Origin of the sequence: Pandoraea capi, assembly GCF_902459735.1 — a bacterium.
GTDB lineage: Bacteria > Pseudomonadota > Gammaproteobacteria > Burkholderiales > Burkholderiaceae > Pandoraea > Pandoraea capi.
The window spans coordinates 65,196-92,109 of record NZ_CABPRV010000008.1 but is presented as its reverse complement, the minus strand read 5'-3'; the positions used below and the strand labels follow the sequence as shown (position 1 = coordinate 92,109).

The window sequence follows — 26,914 nt, the reverse complement described above, 5'->3', positions numbered from 1 at the left end:
TCTTCCGCCAGGTATCCCGTCCTTCTATATTGCTCTGCGGGTCGCGTCGCAAGGCTGCCCGGCATGTCGCCGGTGGCGAAGGCGCGACACGCGTAGCGACTTTGAAGAGGAATGGCATATGCAAAAGACGACATCTGAAACGACGCGCCGGAAAACGGCATTGGTGATCGGCGCTTCGCGCGGGCTGGGATTCGCGATGGTCGAAGGCTATCTCGAACGCGGCTGGCACGTGATCGCGACGGGGCGTGAGGCCTCGTGCGTCGCGCTCAATACGTTGGCCGCCAAGGCGAACGGCGCGCTGGAAGTCGAGACCGTCGACATTACGGTGGCCTTGCAGGTCAAGTGCTTGCGCGAACGGCTGTCCGGGCGGTGTCTGGACTTGCTGTTCGTCAACGCCGGGGTGAAGAACGACGACCGGGAAACGATTGCCGACGTATCTACCGACGAGTTCGTGCGCGTGATGGTCACGAACGCGCTGAGTCCGATGCGGGTGATCGAGGCGTTCGAGTCTCTGGTGCCCGCGAGCGGCACGCTGGGTGTCATGTCGTCGGGGCAGGGCAGCCTCACGAACAATACGAACGGCAATTACGAGGTGTATCGCGGCAGCAAGGCGGCGCTGAACATGTTCATGCGCAGCTTCGCGGCGCGGCATCGCGACGACCCGCGCGCGCTGTTGCTGATGGCGCCCGGTTGGGTGCGCACGGACATGGGCGGCGCCGGGGCGCGATTAAGTATCGACGAAAGCATTCCCGCGCTGATCCACACCATCACCGCGCACGAGGGCCGCGCCGGGCTGCATTACGTGGATTACCTCGGACGCACGGTGCCGTGGTGATCGCGTCACCGGCGACCCGCGCGTTTGCGGTGCGCACAACGGAGTTGCGCGCACACCATACGACGCTCGATCACTCGCCGCGCAGGGCTGCCGCCTGACGTTTCCACAACGTCCAGGGCCGCTCCATCACGCCGAGATTGGTCTGCGTGGCGCGCTTGCCTTCTTCTTCGTCCAGATACGTCACGTCGCCGCCGAGCGCGATGGCCTTCGCTTGCATGCCCGCGTTGAGTTCGGTGTAGATCGCGCGATAGACGGCGGCTGGCAGCGAGGGTGCCGTCGCCACGAAACCATGACCCCGCATGAGGGCGACGTCCGAGTCGCCCAGCGACTCAGCGAGCGCTTTGCCCTGTTCGCCGTTGCGCACGAGCATGTCCGTGCAGCCGAAGCAGTGCCGGATGTCGAACACCGGCGCGCCGCTGCCGAGAAAGCCGGCCATGTGATACACCGGGCGCAGTCGTACCGATGATGCGGCGAACGGAATCACGGACGGCGAGTGACTGTGCACGATGGCCTTGACGTCCGGACGGGCGCGATAGATCTCGCTATGAATCCACGTCTCGAGATACCGCTTGCGCGTGTCGCCGTCGACCGGCTGGCAATCGAGGTCGAGCGTGAGGATGTCGTCGGGCGAGACGAGTTCGGGCGCCATCGATTGCGCGATCAGGAAATGCGCCGGATTGCGCGGATCGCGCACGCTGACGTGACCGAAGCCGTCGAGCACTTCATGATGGGCGAGCACGTGATTGGCGGCGGCGAGGTCTTCGCACAGTTGCGCGATCGTCATCGCATCGTGTTCGGTCTCTGCGGGAACGTAGGGCGCAGGGGAGGTATGGGCTTGCATGATGGTGTCGGGCAGGTGTGGTTAGACGTATGGAAGGTTCGAAAGCGAAGGGAGGCGCCGCGTCGGGTCAAACCCGCACGGCCGCCGAGACTTCGGGCGGAAACAGGTCGTCGGCCTGCATCTCGCGATGACACACACCCTGTTCGAAGGCGAAGCGCAGGAAGGCGTCGAGCGTGACCCGGTTGGGCGCGACGCCGTACGGCCACGGATCGCCGCCGAACATTTCGCGGGCTTGTGCGGCGCGCTGGCTCATCCACGGCAACGGAAAGTGCGAACACGTGATGTCTTCGAGTCGCGCAATGCTGGCGTCCTTCGCCTGCGTGAACGCCTTGACGAGGTTGTTCGCGATCCATCGATTCGCGGTGAAGACCTCGCGTCGCATCACGATCAGATGCATGATCGGGAAGATGCCCGTTCGCGAGAAATAGGCCCGCTCGGCGGTCTCGAAGTCGGGCAATAGCCGGACCACTTCGCGCTCGCGCCTCGGGGGCGGCGCTGGCGGACGCGCGCTGAGGATCGCGTCGATCTCGCCGTCGAGCAGCAGGGCGGTGAGCGACTTCTCGGGCGACGGGCGATAACGCACGCCCTCCGGCACGCGCACCGCGACCTTCTCCCGGCGTCCGGCCTGATTCACGCCGCCTTGCACCCACTCGACATCGGCGAGCGCCACGCCCTGATCCTGCGCCAGCCAGCCGCGCGAGTACACCGACGCCGTCTGTGCCCACTCGGGCACGCCGATTCGCTTGCCGCGCAAGTCGGCCGGCGAGGACACGCTGCCGTCAGCGCGCACATAGAGCGACGACAAACGAAACACGCGCGACGGAAACACGGGCAAGCCGATCAGCCGGTCGTCGCCCTGCGAGCGCAGGGACGCATATTTGGCGAGCGACATCTCCGAGAGATCCCACTCCTGAAAATGCGTCGTGCGATAGAAGATTTCTTCGACGGGCAACACGGACGGCACGAGGTCGATGCCTTGGGCCGAGACACGACCGTCGAGCAGATCGCGCACGTGGTCGTAGTCGTTGACGGCGAGCGAAAGGGTCAGTCTGTTCATGAAGCGTTTCGATGCAGACGGTAGAGGTTCAATGAATCAGTGACCGAAGGCCGGGGCCTTCGGCAGGTTTTCCGGGCGTGCGACGAGGAAGACGAGCATCGCGGCGGTGACGAGTGCGGCGCCGAGCACGAAGAACATCGTTCCCGCGCCGCCCGTTGCCTGTTGCAGCACGCCGGCGATGGCCGGGCCGCACATCGCGCCGACCCGGGCAATGCCGAGATAGAGGCCGACGCCGGTGCTGCGGATCTCTGTCGGATAGCTCACGGCGACGAGGTTGTTGAGCACGGTCTGCGTGCCGATGACGAACATGCCCGCGACCACGATGCCCACGAACGTGACCGAGCCGCCGGTGATCGTGGCCAGCACCCCGATGGCCGCCGCGCCGCACAACCACGCCAGCGACATCGCCAGACGGCGGTTGCCGATGCGGTCGGCCACCACACCGGTGAGCAGACTGCCGAACGCCGAGGCGAAGACCAGCAGCGACCCGTAGGCGAAACTCGTCGAGAGGTTCTCGCCGCGTGCCAGCATGATGGTGGGCAGCCAGCCCGACAGGCCATACGACGAGAAGAGCGACAACGCCCCCATCGACCACAGGCAAATCGTCTGACGGCGAAACTCACCGGAGAAGAGCGCGGCGACCGAACCGGCTTTCACGCCGGCGTCGGGCGATGTGAACGTCGCCGTGGCGAACTCGGCCGCACGCGCGGGCCACAGCCGGGTGAGCTGCGCCCGCACCGCTTCCTGATGACCGCGACTGGCGAGGAACGAGACCGACTCCGGCAGCACGAACTGAAGCGCCAGCGCCAGCACGACCGACAGCGCGCCCACGTAATACATGCTCTGCCATCCGTATTGCGGGATGAGCCATGCGGCGATGAAGCCTGACGCCGTTGCGCCACCGATCCATCCGCACGAGAAGAACACGATGGTGAAGACGTTGGCGCTGCGCTTGGGCGCGATTTCGTTGATGTAGGTGACGGCGACCGGCATGAGCAGGCCCAGCGAGATCCCCATCACGAAGCGCAGTCCGATGAAGGTGCGCAGATCGTGGGCAAACAACCCGATGGCAAGACTCATTACCCCGGACAGCCAGATGCCGGTGAGCAAGACGCGACGGCGGCCGATGCGGTCGCTGAACGGCCCCGAGACGGCCGAGCCGGCGGCGAATCCGGCCAGTCCGCACGACAGCAGCACGCCGATCTGGCTCGGTGTCAGATGCCAGAGGCGGGTGACGTCGTGAACGATGTAAGCGGCGTTGTACAGATCGAAGCCGTCGAACAGCAGGATCAGCGCGAGCAGTGTCGCGAGCCGGTAGTGAAAGGCCCCTAGCGGGGCGGATTGCAGGGCGTCGCGAACGTCGATGCGTTCGCCTGCCCGCGAGGGTAGGTCCAGGGCCATGCGTTGTCTCCGAATGGGCGACCTGTCGACGCTCGGACGAAGCCGGCTCGCAGTGTCTTTGTTGTCTTGCCATGACTTTGCTGTGCACGCGGAGACGACTTTACTGACCGATTTTTTGTTTATCAATATTGATTTTTAAAGTCAATATGAATGTGGCATGATGTGCCGCAAAGCCGTCGCAGCGAGGCGGCGGCGTGCGTGGCGAGACCATTCAGAGGGAGACGATGACGCAGCAAACCGACCTGATGACGCGTGAGGACGTATTGGCGATGCTCGATATCAAGCCGGCCACGCTCTATGCCTATGTGAGCCGGGGGTTGATCCGTGCGCGGCCGCATGAGGACGGCCGCAAGAGCCTTTACCTGCGGCGCGACGTCGAGCGTCTGGCGACCCGCAAGCGGGGACGGGCCCCGACCGGCGCCGTGGCGGAATCGACGATGCGCTTCGGCGACCCGGTGCTGCACTCGGCCATCACGCAGATCACGCCGCACGGTCCGCGCTATCGCAACCGGCTGGCGATCGATCTGGCGAGCGGCGGGGCGTCGTTCGAATCGGTCGTGCATTTGTTGATGACGGGGATCTGGCAGGACAGCATCGCCGACTGGCCGATGCAGGAGACGCCGCCCGACGTGCTGCGCTTTCTGTCGACCTACGACGGCGAAGTCGCGAGCGCAGACATCGGCAACTTGTTGGGCATGGTGCCGTTCGCGCTGGCCATGCACGGGCGCGGCGCCCGTGAACTGGCCGATGGCACCGCCGTGCAGGCGGCGCGCGCGATGCTGCATTGCATGGTCGGATGCGTGGGCTTTCTCGGGCCGCAGCGACGCTTCGTAGCGCGCGAGCCAGACGAGAGTGTCGCGGCGCAACTGCTGCGTGCGGCCGGCAGCGCTGTCACGCCTGCGAGGCTGCGCGCCATGAACGCGGCACTCGTCGTGCTGGCGGACAACGAACTCGCCCCGGCGACGTTCTCCGCGCGTGTGGCGGCGTCCACCAACGCCGATCTGTTCGGCTGTGTGGCGGCAGCCATCGGTTCGCACATCGGCTTTACCACCGGCACCAGCACCGAGAAGATCGAGACATTGTTGCTATGCGAGCCGTTCGATGCGCTGGACACACGCGTTCAGCGCGTTCGCGAATATGGCGCGAGTTTGCTTGGCTTCAATCATCCGCTGTATCCGGGCGGCGACGCGCGCGCCGATCTGATGATGCAGATCGCGGGTGAGCTGATGAACGAGACGGATGACGGCGCCATTGACGACACGCTGCGCAGGAACACCCGGCTGACGCTCGACTTTCTGGAGCGCATGCGCACCGAGGCGAACGCGCATGCCGGTCTGGCGACCGGACTGGTGGCGCTCGCACGGGCGCTGGGATTGCCCGACGGTACGTCGACCGCGATGTGGATCATCGGGCGTTCGGCGGGCTGGGTGGCGCATGTCATGGAGCAACGCACGCAGGCGTTCATGCTGCGCCCACGCGCCAAATACGGCTATGGCGGCCCGGTCGTGGCGGAAACATTCGAGTCGTTCGAAGTGCCGTCGACCCGGTAATGCCGCTCGCGATGTCGGACGGGGCGGTGTCGTGCGCAATCCACCGGCAGCGCGCGTCAGTGCAACGGTTCGGAAGGGGCTTCGTCCTCGAACGTACGGAAGCGCCAGCCGAACCACACCGCCAGCATGCGGATCACGAAGCCGCCGACGAAACCCACACCCGTCGCAACACCGTTCGGCACACCGAAATGCAGCATCGCGACATACATCGCGCCTGCGATGCACGCCACGCTTGCATACATCTCACGGCGCAGCACCAGCGGCACCTGACCACATAGCAGGTCGCGCAGCATGCCGCCGCCAATGCCGGTGAGCACCCCCGCGAGGACCACGATGACCGGGCTCGTGCTCACGGTCATGCCGATATCGCATCCCAGAATCGTGAAAGCCGCCAGCCCGATGGCGTCGACCGTGATGAAGGTCATGCGCAGCCGGTGAATGTGGCGCGCCACGATCGACGCGAGCGTCGCCGCGCCCAGCGTGAGCAGCAAATACTCGGGATGCGCGATCCACACCAGCGGGTGACGGCCGAACAGCACGTCGCGGATCGTGCCGCCGCCGAGCGCCGTCACCATGCCGACGAAGGCGAGTCCGAAGCGGTCCATGCCGCGCTGCATCCCCATGATGGCCCCCGACATCGCTTCCGTCACGATGGCGATCAGGTACAGGGCGTAGAAGATTTCTGTTTTCATGATGTCCCTTGCAAAGGCCGGGCGACTATATCACTTCATGCGTTTTTTCCCAGTTTTTCAGGGTTTGCGCGCCGTTTCACTGTGATTTGTACAGGTTTTCAGGCGCATGGCCCGGTGCGACACTGCTGGCAACGAAACGACAGATGGGCAGACACGGCCCCAAGGCTGTCCAAACCCCTTAAACTCTCAACCTTTTGTGTGCCTGAGCGTGTCGGACGGCGTACGGTCGGCAAAACGACCGGCCAGCCAGTCTTACCGCCGCTTTCACCGCCCCTGTACTGCCCTTTTTGACGTGCCTTTTTGATCGCCAACTTCGTTCCATGATCCAGTTCATTCGCCGCCGGCCCTATCTGGTCACCAGCCTCGTTGTGCTAATCGTTCTCGTGGTGCTCGGTCTGCGCAGTCTTGCGACGCCGAAGCCGCCGCAGTACATCAGCGCCAGGGTCGAGCGCAGCGACCTCGAAAACACGGTCCTTGCCACCGGCACGCTTCAGGCGTTCCAGCAGGTCGACGTCGGCGCGCAGGTCAGCGGCCAGTTGAAGTCGCTCAAGGTCAAGCTCGGCGACAAGGTGAAGAAGGGGCAGTGGCTCGCCGAGATCGATCCGGTGCTCGCGCAGAACGGTTTGCGTCAGGCCGAAGCCGACGAGCAGAATCTCCAGGCGCAGAAGCGCTCGACGACGGCCCAGTTGAAGCAGGCCGAGCTGGCCTTTGCCCGGCAGCGTCAGATGTTGCCCGACGACGCCACGTCCCGTCAGGACTTCGAATCGGCACAGGCCGCGCTCGACACGCAGCGCGCCACGCTCGCCGGACTCGATGCCCAGATCCGCAAGGCGGGCGTCGCCATCGAGTCGGCACGCGCGAACGTCGGGTACACGCGTATCGTGGCGCCCATCGACGGCCAGGTGGTCGCCATCGTCACGCAGGAAGGTCAGACGGTGATCGCGCAGCAGCAGGCGCCGGTGATTCTGAAGCTCGCCGATATGGACACCATTACCGTGAAGGCGCAGGTATCGGAGGCGGACGTCATTCGCATCTCCCCGGGCCAGACCGCCTACTTCACGATCCTCGGCGATCCGGACAAGCGTTACTACGGCAAGCTGCGCGCCATCGAACCTGCGCCGCAGAACTTCCTCGACACGCAGAGCACGCTGGGCGGCGGTGCCACGCGCAACAACACGGCCGTCTTCTACAACGCGCTGTTCGACGTGCCGAACACCGATCATCGCCTGCGTATTTCGATGACGGCGCAGGTCAACGTGTTGCTCGGCACCGCCAAGCAGGCACTGAGCGTGCCGGTGGCGGCGCTGGGCAAGAAGGTCGGCCCCGATCGCTATGAGGTGCGCGTGCTGGACAAGGACGCCAAGGATGGGCACGCCGTGACGCGTCAGATCGTCACGGGACTGAACAACAACGTGCGCGTCGAAGTGCGTGAAGGTCTCACGGCAGACGACCGGGTCGTGATCGGCGAGGCGGGCGATGGCGCGTCGACGCCGGCCGACACGTCGTCGGGCGCCGCTCAATAAAGGAAGTCGAGGATGTCGAGCGTCATGACTCAAGCCTCCGAAACGTCTCGAAACGCGGCGGATGCCCTCGGGGTCGGCGCGCACCCGATGCTGTCGCTCACGGGCATCACCCGGCGCTTCCCGTCGGGCGAGCGCGACGTCGTCGTGCTGCGCGATGTGAACCTCACCATCGAAGCGGGCGAGATCGTTGCGATCATGGGCGCGTCGGGCTCGGGCAAGTCGACGCTGATGAACATTCTCGGGTGTCTCGATCATCCGAGCGATGGCAGCTACCGCGTGGCTGGACGCGAGACGCGCGATCTGGACGCCGACGCGCTGGCGCAACTGCGTCGCGAGCACTTCGGGTTCATCTTCCAGCGCTATCACCTGCTGCCGCACCTCGACGCGGCGTCGAACGTGGAAATGCCGTCCGTCTACACGGGCACGCCACATGCCGCGCGTCGGTCGCGCTCGGTCATGCTGCTCGAACGGCTCGGGCTTGCGGACCGCACCGAGCATCGGCCCAGCCAGTTGTCGGGCGGTCAGCAGCAGCGCGTGAGTATCGCGCGCGCGCTGATGAACGGCGGTGAAGTCATTCTGGCGGACGAACCGACGGGCGCGCTCGACACGCGCAGCGGCCGTGAAGTCATCCGCATTCTCAAGGAACTGAACGCGCTGGGGCACACGGTCATCATCGTGACCCACGACGAGAAGGTGGCCGCGCACGCCCGTCGCATCATCGAGATTCGCGACGGCGAGATCGTGGCGGATCGGGAGAATACGCCGGTGGAGGTCGAGCCGGACGCGTCTGCGCACGCCACGCCGCCGGACGAGTCGCCCCAGGAGGTGGCACAGGCCGAGGCCTCGGCGGCATCGGCAACCGATCCGGCGTCGGTGAATGCCAGCCATGGCGGCGCGATCCCGCCGCGCCGCTGGACGGGCGGTGTCGGTCGCTTTGCCGAGGCGTTCCGCATGGCGTGGATCGCGTTGATTTCGCATCGTCTGCGCACCTTCCTGACGATGCTCGGCATCATCATCGGTATCACGTCGGTCGTCTCCATCGTGGCGATCGGGGAGGGCGCGAAGCGCTACATGCTGGCCGAGATCGGCAGTATCGGCACCAACACCATCAACATCTATCCGGGCAAGGATTGGGGAGATAACCGCGCCACGGCGATTCAGACGCTCGTGCCCGAAGACGTGCAGGCGCTCTCGGAGCAGGTCTACGTGGACAGCGCGACGCCCGAGACGGCGCGCAGTCTGCTGCTGCGTTACCGCAACGTCGACGCGAGCGCGATGGTCACGGGCGTGGGCGAGCACTTCTTTCAGGTGCGCGGTCTGAAGATCGGGCAGGGCATTGCATTCGGACCGGATGAGGTGCGACGTCAGGCGCAGGTGGCGGTGATCGATCAGAACACGCGTCGCAAGCTCTTTGGCTCGAATCCGAACCCGCTGGGCGAAGTGATCTTCGTGGGCAATCTGCCGTGCGTGGTGATCGGCGTGACGGTCGAGAAGAAGAGCGCGTTCGGCGACACCAAGAGCCTGAACATCTGGGTGCCTTACACGACGGCGGCCGGGCGGCTGTTCGGGCAGCGCAACGTGGACAGCATCACCGTGCGGGTGCGCGACGGTCAGCCGAGCAAGGTGGCCGAGAAGAGCCTCGAGACGCTCATGACGCAGCGCCACGGCCGCAAGGACTTCTTTACGTACAACATGGACAGCGTGGTGAAGACGGTCGAGAAGACCAGCCAGTCGCTCACGCTGCTGCTGTCGCTGATCGCCGTAATTTCGCTAGTCGTGGGCGGGATCGGGGTGATGAACATCATGATCGTGTCGGTGACCGAGCGCACGCGGGAGATTGGGATTCGCATGGCGGTCGGCGCACGTCAGAGCGACATCATGCAGCAGTTCCTCGTGGAAGCGGTGATGGTGTGTCTGATCGGCGGCGCGATCGGGATTGCCTTGTCCTTCGGGGCGAGCTTCCTGTTCTCGCTGTTCGTCGAGAAATGGAAGATGGTGTTTTCGATGGGGTCGGTCGTCACAGCATTCCTGTGCTCGACGCTCATCGGCGTGGTGTTCGGTTTCATGCCTGCGCGCAATGCGGCGCGGCTGGACCCGGTCGAAGCGCTTGCCCGCGATTGAGGTATTGCCAGATGACCCGAATGATTGCTCCTACTCGTCCCGCTCGTCCGACCCGCCCCTTGTCCGATTCGTCGACGGCGTCGCTTGCGTCGCCCTCCCCGGTGTTGTCCCTCAGCCGCTCGGTGCTCGCGCTGGCGAGCGTGGCGGCGCTGCTCGCGGGGTGCGCCGGTGTGCGTCACGAACCGCTTCCCGCCGTGCAGGTGCCTGCGCAATGGGCGGCAGCGCCGGGGGCAGGAGCCGGCACCGTGGCCGCAGCAGGCACGGCGGCCGTCATCGCCCCCGACTTCTGGCGCGCGTTTGGCGATCCGGTGCTGGACAAGCTCATCACCGACGTGCTCGCCGTCAACAACGATCTGGCGGTGGCGGGGATTCGCGTCTACCGGGCGCAGTTGCAGGCCGGTTTGGCGGACACGAACCTGACGCCGTCGGTGACGGTCAACGGCAACGGCACCGTGTCGCGCACGCTCGATACGCATGCGATGGGGCGCAAGAGTACCTTGCAGGCCACGGCGTCGTACGAACTGGACCTGTGGGGCAAGCTGGCGGCGCAACGCGACGCCGCGCGCTGGGAGTATGAAGCGACCGATGCCGACCGCGAGGCCGCTCGCCTGTCGCTCATCGGCACCACGGCGCAGCTTTACTGGACGATCGGCTTCCTGAATCAGCAGATCGCCAACGCGGAAAGCAACATCGCGTACACCGAGCGCATTCTGGCGCTGGTACGTTCGCGCTACGCGGCGGGCGCGGTATCGGGGCTGGATGTGGCGCAGACGGAAGGGAGTCTGGCGGATCAGCGCGCCGCCCTGACATCGTTGGTGCAGCAGCGCACGGAGAGCCGCAATGCGCTGGCGATCCTGTTCGATCGTCCGCCTGAACAGGCGGCGCCGGAGCCGTCGACGCTGCCGATGCAGGCGCTGCCAGCGGTCCCGGCGGGGCTGCCTGCCGAACTGCTCGGCCGCCGGCCGGACCTGCGCGCGGCGGAGTTGCGCCTGCGCGGCACGCTCGCCAACGTCGACATCACCCGCACGAGTTTCTACCCGACGTTCACGCTCACCGGGCAGTTGGGCACGACGAGCGCCTCGCTTGAGCGCGTGTTGCAGAACCCTGTCGGCTCGCTAGGTCTGGGGCTGGCGTTGCCGTTCATTCAGTGGAACACCATGCAGTTGCAGATCAAGGTGTCCCAAACGCAGTACGAGGAAGCGGTGGTGAATTTCCGCAAGAGCCTCTACACCGCGCTGAGCGAAGTCGAGAATGCGCTGTCCGCACGAGATCAGTTCACCAGGGAAAGCGAGCAGCGCGCCTTGTCGGTCACGCAGGCGCAACGTGCCGAGACGCTGTTGCGCTTGCGCTATCGGGCAGGGGCGATCGACGTGCAGCCGTGGCTCCAACAACTCCAGTTGCTGCGCACTGCGCAGACCGCCGATGCGCAGACGCGCCTGAACCGTCTGAACAATCGCATGGCCCTCTACAAGGCGCTGGGCGGGGCAGGGAACGCGTCGGATGTGAATCCGCCGGCATAGGCCCTGCCGTCGCACATCACCGATGCGTGAGCCGCTTGTCCGCCGCCATCAGCAGGCCGTTACAGGTCAGGGCGAAGATGGTGAGGAACAGCGCCACCGACATGATCGTGCCGATGTCGCCAAGGTTCATTGCATTGGTCAGCAGATAGCCGAGTCCCTTTTGCGAGGCGAACATTTCACCGATCAGCACGCCCAGCAGCGTGAGCGAAAAGCCCAGCCGCATTCCGGCGACGATCTCGGGAAAGATGGCGGGCAGCACGACACGCCATACGGTCTCCCGGAACGGCATGCGCATGGTCTGCGCCGCGCGCAGATACACGGGCTTCATCTGACGGATCGCGTTCATCGTGAACACGAGAATCGGGATGAGGCCGTGCATCACGCCGAACGCCACCTTGGCCGAGAGTCCCAGCCCGAAGACCAGCAGCACCAGCGGGTACAGCGTGACCTTCGGCAGCGAGTACAGATTGACCAGCAGCGGCTCGGCCACCGTGCCGGCCATGCGGTTGATGCCCAGCAGCACACCCAGCGCAATCCCGCCCGCGACGGCGATCACCAGCGCGTAGATCAGCGCGCGGCCGGTCTCGGCTACGTTATCCCAGAACGACGCCGTGCCGAGCATCTGCCACAATTCCGCGACCGTCTGCGCCGGTGAGCTCAGCGATGCGCCACCCACGGCGAGATGCAACGCCTCCCAGAGCAGCACCACGACCAGCACGACGCAGGTAGGTCCGATCAGATTTTTCATGCGAATTCTCCGTTGCCCGCTCAGCGCTGACGCCGCGCCTGAAAGCGCGCATCGAGCCGGTTGAGCACCACGTTGATCAGCGTGACGGTGACGAGCACCATCAGCATCAACGCGTACATGTCGTCGTTCTGGAAGTTGTTGTAGGCGTATCCGATCGCGTATCCGATGCCCGATCCCGACAGAATGAATTCCGACGCGATCACCCCGATAAACGCATACGCCACCGACAACTTCACGCCGCTGAACAGATACGGCAGCGCCGCAGGCAGCTTCACGCGCAACGCCGACTGCAAGGGCGACAGACGCATCACCCTGGCGGTCTTCGACAGCGAGCGCGGAATGCGATCGAGTCCGGTGAGCGTGGCCGTAATCATGGTCACCACCGCGAGCATCACGGCAATCGCGATGATCGGCAGCGATCCCACGCCGAACAGCACGATGAACACCGGATAGAAGATGAACGTCGGCACGGCGTAGTAGCTCACGATCATCGGTTCAAGCGCGCGCCGCACGCTGGGCATCGCATGAATCGCGAGTCCCAGCACGAAGCCCAGCACCACCGCCGTCACCGATGCTGCGACGATATTGATCAAGCTCGTCGTAATATCGTGGGCGAATCGGCCGTCGCGCAGCACTTCGATGGCATGACCGGCCATCGCGCTCGGCGCAATCATTACTTCGGTCGGGATCACACCGACGCGGCACAGAAACTCGATGAGCAGCACGAAGCCGATCACCACGCCGCCGCGCCACAGGGTTTCCCGCTTGATTATTCGTTGCGTCATCACGACTCCTCCGGCCATGAAGTCAGTGCGCGGCGCCGTCGGCGCCCATGACCTTGAGCGACTCGATACGCAGCTTCTCCCACAGGCGCGACGTAATCTCCCCGAAGCGCGGTGTAGACACCACCTGACTGTCGCGATCGCGCGACCAGCCCGTCTCCACGATATCGATGAACAGGCCGGGGCGCGACGACATCACGCCCACGCGATCGGACAGCATGGCCGCTTCGTCGAGTGCGTGCGTGATCAGCAGCACCGTGGCCGACGTTTCACGCCACAGGCGCAGCAATTCGTCGCCCATGAGCAGACGGGTCTGCTGATCGAGTGCGCCGAACGGTTCGTCGAGCAGAATCAGCCGTGGCTGGATCACCAGCGTGCGCGCAATGCACACGCGCTGACGCATGCCGCCCGAGAGCTGCGCCGGGTACGCCTTGGCGAAGTCGCGCAGCCCCATGAACCCCATGGCGTATTCCACGCGACGGTTGATCTCGGCGCCATCGACGCCCGCCGCGCGCAGGCCGAACGCGATGTTGTCGCGCACGTTGAGCCAGGGAAACGAGGCGTCCTCCTGGAACACCACGCCCACGCCGTCCGGCACGCCCTTGACCGGCTTGCCTTCGAACATCACGGTGCCGCTGCTGGGTTTGGCGAGTCCGGCGAGCGCGTCGAGCAACGTCGACTTGCCGCAACCCGACGGCCCGACGACCGAGAAGAATTCGCCCTTGAGCAGCGTCAGATCGATGGGGCCGAGCGCATGAAACAGCTCACGCTCGCCGGGCTTGTTGAAGTAGCGCATCACGCCCGTGAGTACCGCATGGGCCTCCGGTTGCGTGACGGGCGTGGGCGCGCGTGCTGCCACGGCCTCGACGATATGGAGCTTGGAATTCGCTTGCATCAGGTTCATAGCTTCCCCTTGGCTTTCAGATCGGCCGGCAGGAAGCTCGTGTCGACGAGTTTCGACCAGTCCACGTTGTCCTTGATTTCCCCGACGAGCTTGAGCCCGTCGACCATGCGATCGAGCTCCTCGCGATCGAACTCGCCCGTGCTCCACATGCGCGAGCGCTCCATGTTGTCGACGGCCTCCTTGGCGACCGCCGGCGAGAGCTTGAAGCTGGTTTCGATGATTTTCGCCGCGCCGGCCGGGTCCGCATACGTCGCTTCGACACCGGCGCGACGCCCGGCAATGATCGCACGCAGCACGTCGGGATGCGCTTTGGCGAATTCGCGCGTGGTGATGCCCACTGACGTGGTCATCGGGCGCAGCACGTCGCCGGCACGATAGACCACGCGGTACTTGTCCTTGCGCACGATCGACAGCGGCTCGATCGCCACGGCGCCGGCGACGGCGCCCTGCTCAAGCATCGTCATGCCGTTGACGTAGCCGCCCGATGCCACACGCGTCACCTTGGCAGGATCGATGCCCTTGTCGCGCAACACCATCATGAACAACATTTCCGACACGCTCTTGGGTGAGGTGATCGCCACCTTCTTGCCGACGAGATCCTCCACCGACTTCACATTGCTGTTAGGCATGGTCACCATCGACGCTTCTGCCACGCTGCGCGTGCCCGTATTGACGATGACGATATCCATGCCCTGGCGCGCCGCGGCGAGTGCTGCCGATACCGCGACTTCACCGTATGGCGTCTTGCTCGCGAGGATGTTGCGCACTGTCGTGCCGCCACCGCCCGAGCTGAGAATGCCCGTAATGTCGATACCGGCTTTTTTGAACAAGCCCTTGTCGATCGCCACGGCATACGGTAGCCCGTACAGGCTGTTGCCCCACTGCGTCACCGAGATCTCCTCGGCGTGAACTGCGCGTACCGCGGGCACCAGCATGGCCGCAGCGCTCAAGGTCAGGCAAGCGCGCTTGAACAGATTCGTCATTATCAGCTCCGGGTCCAACATGCAAAAGGTTTGTCGGATTCTGCGCGCACCCCGCTCGCGCAAAATACATTGTAGACACTCAAATAATCATTGCAACGCAATGTTCGTGCCACAGCCTAGGGGTTTGCACTCAGTTGCACTGCATCATGCAAAAGGCCGCAGAAATAAAGGGGTTTTTCGATGCGTCACCTGCATTTTCGTGCACGTATCGTCACATCATGATCGTGCAATTTCAAATGAAAAAATTAATGTGTACGTTATAAATTTCAGTGTGCGGCGTATGCTGGTGCAGGCACTCCCGGCTTTGGTGCTCCGTCACGCGGTATGCACTCGCCTGAAGCACCCCGATTTACAGTGACGTCACGTGTTTGATGCAGCACAAACGACTGAATATCAGCACTTTGGTCGTCACACTTTCAGGGTGTACACTTCATCACTTTCCATTCGGGCATCGCTTCATGACGTCGCGCAAAGACTCCTACGACTTCCACGATCAGATCGGCCACCTGCTGCGCCGCGCTTACCAGCGCCACGTCGCCATCTTTCAGGACGCCATTCCCGATTCGGACCTGACCGCCGCGCAGTTCGTCGCGCTGTGCACCGTCAAGGAAAAGCAGTCGTGCTCGCTCAACGATATCGTCAAGACCACGGCCATCGATCAGGCCACCATTCGCGGCGTGGTCGAGCGTCTCAAGGCGCGACATCTCATTGAAGTCACGACCGACCCGAGCGACGGTCGCAAGCTGCTCGTGCGCGCCACCCCCGAAGGCCTCACCCTCATCAATCACACGGTGCCGTTCGCCAAGGAAGTGACTGAGCGCACCTACGGCGCGCTCAACACGGCCGAGCGCGTGGCGCTGGTGTTCCTGCTGCGTAAGATGATGGATAGCGAGACCACCGAGAAAGACGCGTAAGGCCGGCATACCCGTGCCGCAGAGGTCAGGTATCTGCCTCGATATCGTTCGTCGGCACGCTCATGCCTTCATGTGCATGCCGTTAAACCTTCACAGGGAAGGCGCCAGACTCGGTTGCGCCGGCATCAGCCGGCCCGTACCCGCCAACGCGGCGCGCACGGTTTCGGGCGTGAACGGCGGCGCGACGATGCGTACACCTACCGCATCGTAAATCGCATTGGCCAAAGCTGCTGGCCCCGGCACCGAGGCGGACTCTCCGGCCCCCATCGGCGGCTCGCCCTGACGCGGCATGAGTACGACGTCCAGCGCAGGCAGTTCAGGGAAGGTCAGGATCGGATAGCTGCCCCATTCGCGGCTCGACACCTTGCCGTCCACGAAGCGCACGCGCTCCTTGAGCGAGCGGCTGAGCACCTGCACGACGTTGCCGTGCAACTGATGACGCACCCCGTCGGGGTTGACCATCGTGCCCGTATCCTGGCCGACTGTCACGCGCTCCACCGTCACCTCGCCGGTCACGCGATCGACGACGACATCGACAATCCACGCCGACCATGCGGCCCCGAAGCCGGGAAAGCGACTGTGCACATAGCGCGCGTAGGCCACACCGCGTCCACGCGCATGACGCGGCGCGGTGTCCCAGCGAGAGGTGTCGTGTGACCGAGGCGTCCAGCCCGCGCGTGCGGCGACCGCTTCGAGCAGTTCGATGGCGCGTTCGTCCTTGAGATGGCGCAGTTTGAATTGCAGCGGGTCGACGCCCGTGGCCGCCGCCATTTCATCGGCAAAGGCATCGTGGGCAAACGAGTTGGGCAACGCCGACACGCCACGGAACCATGAGGCGCGCACCAGCGGCGCCATATCGTCGCAAACGAAGCGGCGGTTCGGGCTCTCGTAAGGCGATACCGCCGTGCGGTCGCCCATTTCGAAGACGCCGCCCGTCGGCGGTGTCACACCGGTCAGCAGCGAGGCGAGGAGGGGCGCATCGTTGGACGGGTAGCGAGAGGCGAAGTCGTAGGCCAGCAACTCGCCGTCGCGTGTTGCCGCACCGCGAACCGTCACGACCTGGCCCGTGCCTTTCGGCTCCCAGAGATGTTCGTCGGCGCGCGACAGTTGCACGCGTACCGGCGCGCCCACGGCGCGTGAGAGGAGCAGCGCATCGCCGCAGACGTCGTCCGCGCAATTGCGGCCGTAACAACCCGATGCCTCCATGCGTACGATATCGATCTGCGATTCGTCGCGGGCGATCAACTGCGACAGGTCGTAGCGCAGCGAGACCGGGTTTTGTGTGCCGGACCAGACGGTGATTCGTCCGTCGTCCTCCGCGCGGTAGTCGGCCACTGCGCACGACGGGCCGATCGAGCCGTGCATCTGATAGGGCCAGACGTAAGTGCGTTCGAGTGTGACCACGTCATCGCGCGCGAAGACCGACGCCACGTCGCCTTCGTCAAGCAGTGCGCGACGCGTGGCCGGTGCGGCCGAGATTGCCGTCGCCGGGTCGTCCATGGCGGGCAGCGAGGGCAGGGGTTTCCATGTCACGCGAAGCTCTCGCGCCGCCTGAATGGCCTGCTCTTCACGTTGCGCGACAACCCCGATGAAGTCGCCGATCACGACGACCGCTTTGACCCCCGGCAAATGCATGACGGACGACGCGTCGACGCACAGCAGCGATGCCCCGACGAACGTGCCCGAATCGATGCCGCTATAAGGGGGGCGAACGACACGGCCGTGCAGCATGCCTGGCACGCGCACGTCGTGCACAAAGGTCAGTTCTCCGGTCGCCTTGGCCGGAAGATCGACGCGGCGCGACGATTTGCCGACGACGCGATAGGTGGCAGGGTCCTTGACCGGGGTTTCCAGATTCAGCACGAGCGCAATGCGTTCGCCGCGCACAAGTTCGGCGAAAGTGGCGCTGCATGCCAAGCCGCCAGCGGTTTCACCGAACACTCGTGCGCCATCGCAAGACAGTTGCTGCGCGGGAATGTCGAATCGACGGCTGGCCAGCCCGATCAGCGCATGACGTGCCTGCGCCGCCGCACATCGCAGCGGTACGGCGGAAATCTGAATGGTGGCGCTCGCGATGGTCGGGCCCTGATTGGGCGTTGCGTCGGTATGGCCGAGCTGCATCGACACCTGAGCGGCTTCGACATCGAGCTCTTCGGCCACGATCTGCGCGAGCGACGTGCGGATGCCCGTGCCCAGATCGACATGACCATTGAACGCGAGAATCCGTCCGTCGTCGAGCACGGCGACGAACACTTCGGCGACTTCGGGCACGAAGCTCGAATGGCTGCCCGGCTGACCGGGAGCGGGCTTGATGGGTTTGACGGGCTGGCGGATGACTGTCAGGCAGCCGTCGCGCGCCAGTAATTCGGTGCGATTCACAAGCAGATTCCTGTGGTTCGGCAAGTGCCGTCGCACCATGCCATTCGTCACGGTAGGGGGCCAATATTGGCCCGTCAATCACCCTGCGGCCGTTCTTCTCAACTTGCCAACCGTTCCCGCTATTCCTGCGATTCCTGCCGCATGTGCTCGCGATCACGGGCGCGCGGCGGGCTTTGTGCGTCAGCGAGCGCGCTTGTCGGCGGCCTCGATGGCTTCGATGGCGTCCGCCAGCGGCATCACGGCCGCATACTTCTGCTGCATGTCGAACAGGTTGGCCTCGTGCGGTGCGATGGCGCGATCGCCCACGCAGTCGGACAGCACCAGCGGCCGGAAGCCGTGCGACATGGCGTCGACCACGCTCGCGCGCACGCAGCCGCTGGTCACCGCACCCGCGACGAGCAGCGTCTGCACGGCACGCTGCGAGAGCCACGGTGCGAGCTGCGTGCCGAAAAATGCCGACGGCACGACCTTGCGCACGACCAGTTCACCCGGCGCGGGCGTCAGCTCCGGCACGATGGCGCTGTTCGGATGATCTTCGGTCAGGGTTGCCATGCCCGGCACCTTGAGCGAAAACACGTTGTCGTCGCTGCCGTCGTCGGCATACACGATACGGCTGTGCGCCACCGGCCAGCCGTTGCGACGCGCTAGCGCCAGCGCATCGACCGTGCGTGCGATGGCCTGCGGAATGTTGCCGCCGCCGAAGGTCTTCGGGTCGGCAAAACCGACCACCAGATCGATGATCAGCAAGCCGATATTGCCTCGGACCGGCAGCGGAGTGCCGAAGCCCTGGCGTTGATAGACATGGGCTTCGGCGTGTTGCGAGGTATCACTCATGACGTCTTGTCTCTGGGTTGGATGCGCGGCGCGATGCCGCACGGATCATTCGCTTTCATTCGTTCACGACCCGGCCGTCCTGCACGACGACGGCGTCGTCGAGCGACACCGTGCAGTGGCGCAGGGGGATGTCGATGTGGCACGTCGTGGTGCGGCTGCCGCCGCCTTCGTTGTTCGGGCCGAGCGAGAACAGGAAGTTGCCTTCGAAAGCGCGCGCATCCATGCCGATCGTCGCTTCGCGGTCGTACAACCCGAGCGTCGACCAGCGCGCCCTCGGTTGCAGCCCCCAGCCAATGTGCGAGATGGCATAGCCTTCGGGGTCGCGGAACGTCTCCATGTAGTCGCGCAGCAGCGCGGCGTCCACCCCGCCTTCGATGCGCGTGGCATATCCCTTTTCCACGGTCAGCACGATCGGCTCCGTGACATAGCGCTTTTGCGGCAGCAGAATGTCGCCGCGATCGATCACGATGGTGCCGTGCGCCGTGTGATCGTTCGGATACGAGAGGGCGAAGCCGCTCGGCCAGTGATCCCAGCGTCCCGGCTCGTCGACGAAGCCGTACTCGGCCGTCGGGCCGAATTCGCCCATCGGGCAGACCAGCGACGTACCGGCAGGCGACGTCACGCGCATCTCGCGCGCTGCGCTCAGTTTTTCGGCCGCGGCCAGCACGCGGGCCTTGTCCGCCAGCGTCGGCACCATGCGTGCCAGGACTTCCGGCGGCTCAACGGCGAGCAGGATCTTCGTGCCGCCTTTGAGAATGTCGTGCTGTTCCGGCGAGAACAGCAGCGTCATCAGATCGAGCACGAGGTCGCTGTGCTTGAGCGCGGCAATGGCGGCGCGGTTGCCCGTCAGCGGCGTGGTGCCGAGATAGGCCAGCGAGTCGCGGCTGAACGCCTTTTCGCCGTTCACGGGTGGCAGGTCGAGCCGGTTGACGATCGCGCCCATGGACTGCGTGGCGATCAGCGCGCACGACAGCGTTTGCGGATGTGTCGACGAGCTCGTGAGAATCGTGACGGTCTGCCCGGGCGTCAGCTTCGAGAGCGTGAGTACTTCCTTCCAGGCTTCGATCAATTGGTAATCGCTGATGGCCATCGTTTGACTCCTTGTTGACCTCTTGGTACAGCGCCTTCGTTGGGTTCTCGTGACGGTCGTGGCGTGATCGTCAGACGGCGACCGGCCCGCCGAGCGGTGCGCCGAGGAAGTCACCGAACGCCGCATAGAAACCCGCGGCGTTGTCCCACGGAATCATGTGGCCGGCGTTCGGCACACGCACGTGCTGCATGGCCGGCGTGGCGCGCTGCAATTCCGCAACGTCTTCGTCGCGCACCACGTCGCCGTTCTGCGCCGTGATGAGCAGCGACGGCACCCGCAATTGCGCGGCGTCGGCGTGGAAATCGTCGTGATGGAAACCTTCGTAGGACGCCAGCACGGCGCGTTCGTCGCAGGTGTGCAGCCATTCGGCGCGCAGCGTGCGCTCCTCCTCCGTCCATGTCGGACAGAAGGCGCGCATGCCCTCGGCATCGGTGCCCGCACGTGCGAGTGCCATCGAATCCACGTACCAAGGCAGCTTGCCCGGATACTCGCGGCGCCCCGGACCGGAGACCGGCGGATCGACCAGCACTACCGACACCAGACCGTGCGGCTCGCGCAGGGCGGCGCGTGCGGCGATGCGCGCGCCCATCGAGTGGCCCACGAGTATCACGCGCGTCAGCCCCAGGGCGGCAACGAGCGCCGCTACGTCATCTGCTTGTGCGTCGAGGCTGTAATCGAGGTCAGCCGAAGCGCTCGACAGGCCGCGTCCGCGAACGTCGAGCACGTAGGTGTCGAACTCGCGGCCGAACACCTCGCCGACGAAGCCCCATGTGATGGCCGGACTCGTAATGCCGGGAATAAGCACGATGGCCGGGCGCGATGCGCGCGCACCGTGTGCGCCGCCATAGCGCAGGTAATGCTGGCGAATGCCGTTGGCGGCCACATTGGCGCCGTACTGGAACGTGGAAGGCATGAGGCAGGCTCCGCGAAAGTCGTGATGTCGGGGCAGGAGGAGGGGCGGCGTGTCAGTACGCACCGGAGAGCAATGCCCCGGCGCCCGGCACGATCGGCTCCAGATCGAGCTCGCGCAGCATGGCGTAGGTCGTGGCGATTGCCGCCGTAATCACGGGCTTGCCCGTCATGGCTTCGACCTTCGACACCGCCGGCAGCGACGGCATCTGCACGCACGCCGAAAGCACGATGGCGTCGGCATCGTCGTAGGGCAGCGTCTTGACGATGTCCGGCAGACGGCTCGGATCATGACGGCCGACGTCGAGGTTGTCGGGAATTTCGAGAGCGCGATAAGCGATGACTTCGAAGCCTTCGTTACGGATGTAATCGACGACCAGTTCGGTGAGCGGCACCATGTACGGCGCCACCACGACGATGCGCTTGGCACCGATCACGCGCAGCGCATCGACCAGCGCACCGGCGCTCGTGAGCACCGGGGCCGCGCCGCCATTCTCGACGGTCTTCTCCGTCAAACGCTTCTGCGACACGCGGTGATAGCCGTGACCCATGGCCATGATCGCCACGAGGCAGGCGTAGCCGAGCACGTCCACACGCGCATCGCTCAGCTCCAGCGCGCAGCGATCCGATTCGGCGTCCATGGCCGCGAGCTCTTCCTTGACCACTTTTTTCATGCGCATGCGGCTCGAATGGAACGTGAAGCGCTCGGGGCGGATCGTCTCGCGCAGCCGCAGCATCGCGGGAATCTCGGTTTCCATGGTGGTGTTGGAACTCGGCACGATCTGGCCGATGCGGAATTGCTTGGTCATGACGGCATTCTCCCGAAGGGTTGGGCGACCCGGCTGGCGCACGGTAGCAATACCATGCACACGCCATAAATGGTCAAGGTGCGAGAAACTCTAGCGCACACATTATATTTTCGCAACACAAGACAAAATCCTCGCTGCCGCGCATGAAGCCGCATGAATCAAGGAGTTTGCGTGAATTGATCGATCTTCATCGGGGCAAACCCTGACGTGACATTTTTCTTCTTGCGATCAAAATTTATCGTGTGTACGCTTTGATTCATCGAACTCAACCAGCCCGGATGTTCCCCCGATTCACGGCTAAGCCGGGCGCACGATCAGGAGCTTTCATGAGCAAACCACGCATCGCCGTTATCGGCGCAGGCCTGGGCGGCACGGCGGCCGCCGGTCTGCTGGAGCGCAGCGGCTACGACGTTGCGCTGTATGAGCAGGCCCCGGCCTTCTCGCGTCTGGGCGCCGGCATTCACCTGGGGCCGAACGTGATGAAGATCATGCGTCGCCTGGGTATCGAAGATGCGCTCAACGTCATGGGCTCGCACCCCGACTACTGGTACAGCCGCGACTGGAAGACGGCCGAGGCGATGTCGCAGATTCCGCTGGGCGAGTTCGCATTGAAGACCTACGGTGCGACCTATCTGACGGTGCATCGCGGCGACTTTCACGAGTTGATGACGCGCGCCGTCTCGCCGGGCACCATCCGCTTCGGCAAGTGCCTGCAATCGGTGGAGGACACCGGTCGCGAAGTGCGCATGACCTTTACCGACGGCACCGTCGAGACGGCCGATATCCTGATCGGCGCCGATGGCGTGAACTCGAAGGTCCGCGAGCATCTGCTGGGCGCGGAGCCGCCGCGCTACACGGGGTATGTCGCGCATCGCGCCGTGTTCCCGGCATCGCTGCTCGGCAACAAGCCTTACGACATGTGCGTGAAGTGGTGGTCGGAAGATCGTCACATGATGGTCTACTACGTGACCGAGAAGAAGGACGAGTACTACTACGTGACCGGGGTGCCGCAGAAGGAATGGCCGGCTGGCGTGTCCATGCTGCCGAGCAGCCGCGAGGAGATGCGCGAAGCGTTCGCCGGCTACCACGCCGACGTGCAGCATCTGATCGAGGTCTCGCCGACGATCACCAAGTGGCCGCTGCTCGAACGCGATCCGTTGCCGCTGTGGAGCCGTGGCCGTCTGGTCATGCTGGGCGACGCCTGCCACCCGATGAAGCCGCACATGGCGCAGGGCGCGGCCATGGCGATCGAAGACGCCGCCATGCTTACGCGCTGCCTGAACGAAGTGGGTGTCACCGATTACGGCAATGCCTTCGCGCTCTACGAGGCGAACCGTGCGGCGCGCGCCTCCGAGGTGCAGCGCGTGTCCCACAACAATACCTGGCTGCGCACCAATGAGGACCCGGCCTGGGTGTTCGGTTACGATGTGTTCGAGATCCCCCTCGTCCCCGCTTCCTCGCGCACGGTTGCGCCGCCGCTGAGCGCCGTCGCCTGACTTGCAGGCACAGGACTTGCATGAACCTGCGGGGTGAGGCGTCCGGTACGGACGGCGTCACCCCGATTTTTCGTCTGCGAGTAATCCATGGCCGTATCGAATACCGTCGCAGGACCAGTCACGCTGTGCGTGAACGGCGAGCGCCACAGCGTGGCGGATGCGACACCGGACACGCCGCTGCTCTACGTGCTGCGTAACGATCTTGCGCTCAACGGCCCGAAGTATGGCTGCGGGCTTGGTCAATGCGGCGCGTGCACGGTACTCGTGGACGGTCAGCCCACGCGCTCATGCGTGGTACCGGTCAGCATCGCTCGCGAACGCGAGGTCACCACGCTCGAAGGGCTGGGCCGGATCGATGATCTGCATCCGATCCAGCGCGCTTTCATCGACGAGCAGGCGGCGCAGTGCGGGTATTGCCTGAACGGCATGATCATGAGCGCCAAGGCGTTGCTCGATCGCAATCCCACCCCCGACGACAGCGAGATTCACGCCGCATTGCGCTTCAATCTGTGCCGCTGCGGGACACACTACGAAATCGTCAAGGCCGTGCATCGCGCGGCGCAATACCTGCGACATGACACGGATCGATAGCGTCGATGGCGTCCCTCGTGACGATAGCGACGCGCACCGCGTCGCGCCCGCCGGCAAGGCCGATGCACTTCCCGCCACCGGGAGTGCCTTCGGATCGCCGACGCCGGACGACGGGCCGCATGCGACCTACGGCTGGCCGACGCTTGACGGCGATGCCGTCGCCCGGCTCGATGTGACGGCGCGCACGCGTGCCGACGGCACACTGCGCACCTGGGACTACCGGGCAGAGGTATCCAGCGATGCCACTCCCGGCGACGCTGCGCCTCCCATGATGGCATCGCAGGACACAGCACTGCCGCCACCGCAGCTTTATCGTCATGACGTCAGCGCCATGCAGGTGAGCGACGTCGGCCATCGAATTCCGCCGCAAGCGCACACGTTTGCGCGTGAATCGTTCATCGACGAAGCGGCAACGGACGCCGGGTACGACCCGGTCAGCTATCGCCTGCACCATCTCGATCCCCGGCAAGACGCCGGTGCACGTGAGGTCATCCGCATGGTGGCGCAGCGCGCCGCGTGGGGACTGCCGGAGCGCGCCGATGCGCCAGCCGTACCGGAGGGCTGGCGCCGCGGCCGGGGTTTCGCATTCGATGGTGGCGCCTCTGACGCGACGGACGGCGCGCCGGACGCCTGGTCGGCGTGGATCGTCGATCTGGACGTCAACCCGCAATCGGGGGACATTGCGATTCGCCGCGTGGTCGCCGGTGCCGCGACGGGCAAGCCTGACGCCGCCCCTCACGTGAGCGGTCTGCCCGCGTGGCAGATCACCGACGCGATGCAGCGTGCGCTGGGCATGGCATGGCACGCCGAAGCGGCGCACGACGAAACCGGTACCGATAACCCCAACGACAATCAGGCAGCCGTTGCGCTCGCGCTGCAACGCGCGCTGACGCAGGCCAGCGAGATGCCGGATGGCGCGCATGTGCCTCACGAGCTCTCGGAGGCTGACGCTCGCCGTCTGGCGAACGCCTCGGCGTCGGCTGCTGCCGCCATCGCCAATGCCTTGTTCGACGCGACTGGCGTGCGCCTGCGTCGGCCGCCGTTCGATCCGGCCAGCCTGCGTCAGGCGTTTCGCGATCCGGTCGCAGCAGAGATTGCCGGGGTGGCAAATGCCCCCGCCGACCGGCGTCGCCCGGCGCGCTGGCGTCGCTGGCTCGCGGGCGGTGGCATCGGCGGACTGATCGGCGGGCTGGTCGGACTCGCCTGCGCCATGCTGCCCGGACCGGCGGAAATTGCCCCCATCTCGGCGGCAGACAACACGTTGTGGTCTGCTGCGACGCTGGAGCGCGGACGACAGGTCGCCCTGGCCGGCGACTGCGCCGTCTGCCATACGACCCGGGGCGGCGCGACCAATGCCGGTGGCCTCGCGCTGGAAACACCGTTCGGCACCGTCTACTCGACCAACCTCACGCCCGACCCCGAGACCGGTATCGGTCGCTGGTCGTATGCCGCCTTCGCGCGCGCCATGCGTGAGGGCATCTCCCGAGACGGCTCGCATCTGTACCCCGCATTTCCGTACACGTCGTTTGCCAAAATGAGCGAGCCGGACATGCTCGCGCTGTACGGGTATCTGATGTCGCAACCGGCCGTCTCGAATACGCCGCCGAAAACCGAACTCCCGTTCCCGCTCAATCAACGACGTCTGGTCGCCGGGTGGAACTGGATGTATCACGACACCGCGGAATATCGTCCCGATCCGTCGCAGTCGACCCTGTGGAATCGCGGTCGTTACCTTGTCGACGGCGCGGGGCATTGCGGGGCCTGCCATACGCCGCGCAACATGCTCGGCGCCGAGCGCGACAAGCTGTATCTGCGCGGCGGCGAAGCGGAGGGCTGGCGTGCGCCGCCGCTCGTTGGTACCCCCGACACGCCGGTGCCGTGGACCGAGGCGGCGCTCTTCGATTATTTGCGCACCGGCTTTTCGCCGGAGCACGGGGTCGCCGCGGGTCCGATGGCGCCCGTGGTGTCCGGACTCGCTGCGTTGCCCGAATCCGACGTGCGCGCCATTGCGCATTACATCGCGTCGCTGTCGCCGCAACCCGACACCGCCAAGGTGGCCGATCTCGTGCGTAATCGCGCTGCGGGTGTGGACATTGCGACCACGCTCGGACTCGAGAACGGTCGTCGCGCTTTCGAGGCCGCCTGCGCCGTTTGCCATACAGATTCGGGCGGCGTGGGGCACTTTGGCGTGCGACCGCTGATGGGACTCAATACGAGCGTCAGTCAGGCCAGCCCCGACAACCTCATGCATGTGCTGATGAACGGCATCGATCAGCCCGCGACGGAAGGCCTCGGCTACATGCCCGGATTCCGCGACGCTTTCGACGATCGCCAGATGGCCGAACTCGCCGCCTACATCCGCACGCGCTACGCCCCCGACCAGCCCGCATGGGAAAACCTGAGCGGCGCCGCTGCCCGTGCGCGCGCCGCACACCATCCCTGAGCGTTCGCCCGATTTACGGAGCCCCCCATGCACAGCGTCGATCGCGAAGTTCTCGATTTGCGATCCGCGCGAGGCGTATCGGGACGGCTGGCATACGCCCGGCACGACGCTGGTGCGCACGATGCCGGGCGATACCGTCGTCGGGATGCGTCCCGATGCGCGCATGGCGGTCGTGGCGCTCACGCACGACCCCAAGCTCGACGATCTCGCGCTGGTGGAGGCGTTGATGTCGCCGGCGTTCTACGTCGGTGCGATTGGTTCGCGTCGCAACAACGAGAAGCGTCGCGAGCGGCTGGCATTGTTCGGGGTGACGCCCGAGGCGCTTGCGCGGTTGCGCGGCCCTGTCGGGTTGTATCTGGGCGGGCGGACGCGGCCGGAGATTGCGGTGTCGATTGCGGCGGATCTGACCGCTCGTCGACATCGTCTTCCTGTGACGTCGCTCATAGACGTGGAGGCGGGTAAAACGCTCGTCGGCTGAAGCGCAATGCCTCA

The 26,914-nt window shown here is 65.0% G+C and carries 22 protein-coding genes and 1 pseudogene; 10 read left to right on the top strand and 13 right to left on the bottom strand.

Annotated features, from left to right (window positions below; genetic code table 11):
- The first annotated feature begins 118 nt into the window (after positions 1-118).
- Entirely contained in the window at positions 119-835 is a 717-nt protein-coding gene (locus PCA20602_RS16705) for an SDR family NAD(P)-dependent oxidoreductase (protein WP_150722185.1), read from the top strand.
- A 70-nt stretch (positions 836-905) separates the two neighbouring features.
- Here the strand turns inward: PCA20602_RS16705 and PCA20602_RS16700 are convergent, their stop codons facing one another.
- The 3 genes from PCA20602_RS16700 to PCA20602_RS16690 all read right to left on the bottom strand — a co-directional run bounded on the left by PCA20602_RS16700 (position 906) and on the right by PCA20602_RS16690 (position 4,134).
- A complete protein-coding gene (locus PCA20602_RS16700; protein ID WP_150722325.1) occupies positions 906-1,619 on the bottom strand; it encodes a class II aldolase/adducin family protein in 714 nt (237 codons plus the stop codon).
- Positions 1,620-1,743: 124 nt separating this feature from the next.
- A complete protein-coding gene (locus PCA20602_RS16695; RefSeq protein ID WP_150722184.1) occupies positions 1,744-2,733 on the bottom strand; it encodes a substrate-binding domain-containing protein in 990 nt (329 codons plus the stop codon).
- Positions 2,734-2,769: 36 nt separating this feature from the next.
- On the bottom strand, positions 2,770-4,134 hold the full coding sequence (locus PCA20602_RS16690) for an MFS transporter (RefSeq protein ID WP_150722183.1): 1,365 nt from the start codon (positions 4,132-4,134) through the stop codon (positions 2,770-2,772).
- A 224-nt stretch (positions 4,135-4,358) separates the two neighbouring features.
- Here PCA20602_RS16690 and PCA20602_RS16685 point away from each other — a divergent pair, with 224 nt between their 5' ends.
- Positions 4,359-5,684: a citrate synthase gene (locus PCA20602_RS16685; RefSeq protein ID WP_246182199.1), complete on the top strand. Its 1,326-nt coding sequence runs from the start codon at positions 4,359-4,361 to the stop codon at positions 5,682-5,684.
- Positions 5,685-5,740: 56 nt separating this feature from the next.
- On the opposite strand, the gene PCA20602_RS16680 is transcribed toward PCA20602_RS16685, so the two are convergent.
- A complete protein-coding gene (locus PCA20602_RS16680) occupies positions 5,741-6,376 on the bottom strand; it encodes a trimeric intracellular cation channel family protein (RefSeq protein WP_069343630.1) in 636 nt (211 codons plus the stop codon).
- 320 nt (positions 6,377-6,696) lie between these two features.
- Here PCA20602_RS16680 and macA point away from each other — a divergent pair, with 320 nt between their 5' ends.
- The 3 genes from macA (at position 6,697) to PCA20602_RS16665 (ending at position 11,540) form a co-directional block, all read left to right on the top strand.
- On the top strand, positions 6,697-7,899 hold the full coding sequence (gene macA / locus PCA20602_RS16675; RefSeq protein WP_150722182.1) for a macrolide transporter subunit MacA: 1,203 nt from the start codon (positions 6,697-6,699) through the stop codon (positions 7,897-7,899).
- A gap of 87 nt (positions 7,900-7,986) precedes the next feature.
- Complete coding sequence (locus PCA20602_RS16670; protein ID WP_425495680.1) at positions 7,987-10,020, top strand: MacB family efflux pump subunit; 2,034 nt, start codon at positions 7,987-7,989, stop codon at positions 10,018-10,020.
- A gap of 104 nt (positions 10,021-10,124) precedes the next feature.
- Positions 10,125-11,540: an efflux transporter outer membrane subunit gene (locus PCA20602_RS16665; RefSeq protein WP_425495679.1), complete on the top strand. Its 1,416-nt coding sequence runs from the start codon at positions 10,125-10,127 to the stop codon at positions 11,538-11,540.
- Positions 11,541-11,556: 16 nt separating this feature from the next.
- Here the strand turns inward: PCA20602_RS16665 and PCA20602_RS16660 are convergent, their stop codons facing one another.
- From PCA20602_RS16660 to PCA20602_RS16645, 4 genes are read right to left on the bottom strand one after another with little or no spacing between them, the layout of a single operon-like run.
- Positions 11,557-12,288 carry an ABC transporter permease gene (locus tag PCA20602_RS16660; protein ID WP_069343625.1) on the bottom strand — a complete coding sequence of 244 codons (732 nt, stop codon included), beginning with the start codon at positions 12,286-12,288 and terminating at the stop codon, positions 11,557-11,559.
- 20 nt (positions 12,289-12,308) lie between these two features.
- Complete coding sequence (locus PCA20602_RS16655; RefSeq protein WP_174981223.1) at positions 12,309-13,073, bottom strand: ABC transporter permease; 765 nt, start codon at positions 13,071-13,073, stop codon at positions 12,309-12,311.
- Positions 13,074-13,095: 22 nt separating this feature from the next.
- The gene (locus tag PCA20602_RS16650) at positions 13,096-13,974 is read right to left on the bottom strand and encodes an ABC transporter ATP-binding protein (RefSeq protein ID WP_069343623.1); all 879 of its coding nucleotides are present in this window, start codon (positions 13,972-13,974) and stop codon (positions 13,096-13,098) included.
- Positions 13,971-14,957, bottom strand: coding sequence for an ABC transporter substrate-binding protein (locus PCA20602_RS16645; protein WP_150722178.1), 987 nt, complete (start codon positions 14,955-14,957; stop codon positions 13,971-13,973). The genes PCA20602_RS16650 and PCA20602_RS16645 overlap by 4 nt, the downstream gene beginning before the upstream one ends.
- 458 nt (positions 14,958-15,415) lie before the next feature.
- Here PCA20602_RS16645 and PCA20602_RS16640 point away from each other — a divergent pair, with 458 nt between their 5' ends.
- Positions 15,416-15,871 (top strand): MarR family winged helix-turn-helix transcriptional regulator, encoded by a 456-nt coding sequence (locus PCA20602_RS16640; RefSeq protein ID WP_069343622.1) that lies wholly within the window; start codon positions 15,416-15,418, stop codon positions 15,869-15,871.
- Positions 15,872-15,961: 90 nt separating this feature from the next.
- Here the strand turns inward: PCA20602_RS16640 and PCA20602_RS16635 are convergent, their stop codons facing one another.
- From PCA20602_RS16635 to PCA20602_RS16615, 5 genes are all read right to left on the bottom strand, one after another.
- The gene (locus tag PCA20602_RS16635) at positions 15,962-18,250 is read right to left on the bottom strand and encodes a xanthine dehydrogenase family protein molybdopterin-binding subunit (RefSeq protein ID WP_150722177.1); all 2,289 of its coding nucleotides are present in this window, start codon (positions 18,248-18,250) and stop codon (positions 15,962-15,964) included.
- Between the two features lie 180 nt (positions 18,251-18,430).
- A complete protein-coding gene (locus PCA20602_RS16630; RefSeq protein WP_150722176.1) occupies positions 18,431-19,084 on the bottom strand; it encodes an isochorismatase family protein in 654 nt (217 codons plus the stop codon).
- A 55-nt stretch (positions 19,085-19,139) separates the two neighbouring features.
- A complete protein-coding gene (locus PCA20602_RS16625) occupies positions 19,140-20,174 on the bottom strand; it encodes a 2,5-dihydroxypyridine 5,6-dioxygenase NicX family protein (protein WP_150722175.1) in 1,035 nt (344 codons plus the stop codon).
- A 70-nt stretch (positions 20,175-20,244) separates the two neighbouring features.
- A complete protein-coding gene (locus PCA20602_RS16620) occupies positions 20,245-21,087 on the bottom strand; it encodes an alpha/beta fold hydrolase (RefSeq protein ID WP_150722174.1) in 843 nt (280 codons plus the stop codon).
- A 52-nt stretch (positions 21,088-21,139) separates the two neighbouring features.
- Positions 21,140-21,892 (bottom strand): maleate cis-trans isomerase family protein, encoded by a 753-nt coding sequence (locus PCA20602_RS16615; protein ID WP_069343617.1) that lies wholly within the window; start codon positions 21,890-21,892, stop codon positions 21,140-21,142.
- A 326-nt stretch (positions 21,893-22,218) separates the two neighbouring features.
- Between PCA20602_RS16615 and PCA20602_RS16610 the strand changes: the two genes are divergently transcribed.
- The 4 genes and pseudogenes from PCA20602_RS16610 to PCA20602_RS16595 all read left to right on the top strand — a co-directional run.
- A complete protein-coding gene (locus PCA20602_RS16610; protein ID WP_150722173.1) occupies positions 22,219-23,388 on the top strand; it encodes an FAD-dependent monooxygenase in 1,170 nt (389 codons plus the stop codon).
- 87 nt (positions 23,389-23,475) lie between these two features.
- A complete protein-coding gene (locus tag PCA20602_RS16605; protein ID WP_150722172.1) occupies positions 23,476-23,979 on the top strand; it encodes a (2Fe-2S)-binding protein in 504 nt (167 codons plus the stop codon).
- Positions 23,963-26,422, top strand: a complete 2,460-nt coding sequence (locus tag PCA20602_RS16600) for a c-type cytochrome (RefSeq protein ID WP_150722171.1) — start codon at positions 23,963-23,965, stop codon at positions 26,420-26,422. Before PCA20602_RS16605 ends, PCA20602_RS16600 begins: the two co-directional genes overlap by 17 nt.
- A 52-nt stretch (positions 26,423-26,474) precedes the next feature.
- Positions 26,475-26,900: pseudogene (locus tag PCA20602_RS16595) on the top strand (XdhC family protein); the annotation flags it as partial.
- Between the last annotated feature and the right edge of the window lie 14 nt (positions 26,901-26,914).

Coding starts and splice junctions, on each gene's coding strand:
- PCA20602_RS16610 (WP_150722173.1), top strand. CDS start 22,219: ATGAGCAAACCACGCATCGCCGTTATCGGCGCAGGCCTGGGCGGCACG.
- macA (WP_150722182.1), top strand. CDS start 6,697: ATGATCCAGTTCATTCGCCGCCGGCCCTATCTGGTCACCAGCCTCGTT.
- PCA20602_RS16640 (WP_069343622.1), top strand. CDS start 15,416: ATGACGTCGCGCAAAGACTCCTACGACTTCCACGATCAGATCGGCCAC.
- PCA20602_RS16700 (WP_150722325.1), bottom strand. CDS start 1,619: ATGACGATCGCGCAACTGTGCGAAGACCTCGCCGCCGCCAATCACGTG.
- PCA20602_RS16620 (WP_150722174.1), bottom strand. CDS start 21,087: ATGCCTTCCACGTTCCAGTACGGCGCCAATGTGGCCGCCAACGGCATT.
- PCA20602_RS16650 (WP_069343623.1), bottom strand. CDS start 13,974: ATGAACCTGATGCAAGCGAATTCCAAGCTCCATATCGTCGAGGCCGTG.
- PCA20602_RS16705 (WP_150722185.1), top strand. CDS start 119: ATGCAAAAGACGACATCTGAAACGACGCGCCGGAAAACGGCATTGGTG.
- PCA20602_RS16670 (WP_425495680.1), top strand. CDS start 7,987: ATGCTGTCGCTCACGGGCATCACCCGGCGCTTCCCGTCGGGCGAGCGC.
- PCA20602_RS16600 (WP_150722171.1), top strand. CDS start 23,963: ATGACACGGATCGATAGCGTCGATGGCGTCCCTCGTGACGATAGCGAC.
- PCA20602_RS16615 (WP_069343617.1), bottom strand. CDS start 21,892: ATGACCAAGCAATTCCGCATCGGCCAGATCGTGCCGAGTTCCAACACC.
- PCA20602_RS16690 (WP_150722183.1), bottom strand. CDS start 4,134: ATGGCCCTGGACCTACCCTCGCGGGCAGGCGAACGCATCGACGTTCGC.
- PCA20602_RS16660 (WP_069343625.1), bottom strand. CDS start 12,288: ATGAAAAATCTGATCGGACCTACCTGCGTCGTGCTGGTCGTGGTGCTG.
- PCA20602_RS16655 (WP_174981223.1), bottom strand. CDS start 13,073: ATGACGCAACGAATAATCAAGCGGGAAACCCTGTGGCGCGGCGGCGTG.
- PCA20602_RS16695 (WP_150722184.1), bottom strand. CDS start 2,733: ATGAACAGACTGACCCTTTCGCTCGCCGTCAACGACTACGACCACGTG.
- PCA20602_RS16680 (WP_069343630.1), bottom strand. CDS start 6,376: ATGAAAACAGAAATCTTCTACGCCCTGTACCTGATCGCCATCGTGACG.
- PCA20602_RS16645 (WP_150722178.1), bottom strand. CDS start 14,957: ATGACGAATCTGTTCAAGCGCGCTTGCCTGACCTTGAGCGCTGCGGCC.
- PCA20602_RS16605 (WP_150722172.1), top strand. CDS start 23,476: ATGGCCGTATCGAATACCGTCGCAGGACCAGTCACGCTGTGCGTGAAC.
- PCA20602_RS16685 (WP_246182199.1), top strand. CDS start 4,359: ATGACGCAGCAAACCGACCTGATGACGCGTGAGGACGTATTGGCGATG.
- PCA20602_RS16625 (WP_150722175.1), bottom strand. CDS start 20,174: ATGGCCATCAGCGATTACCAATTGATCGAAGCCTGGAAGGAAGTACTC.
- PCA20602_RS16630 (WP_150722176.1), bottom strand. CDS start 19,084: ATGAGTGATACCTCGCAACACGCCGAAGCCCATGTCTATCAACGCCAG.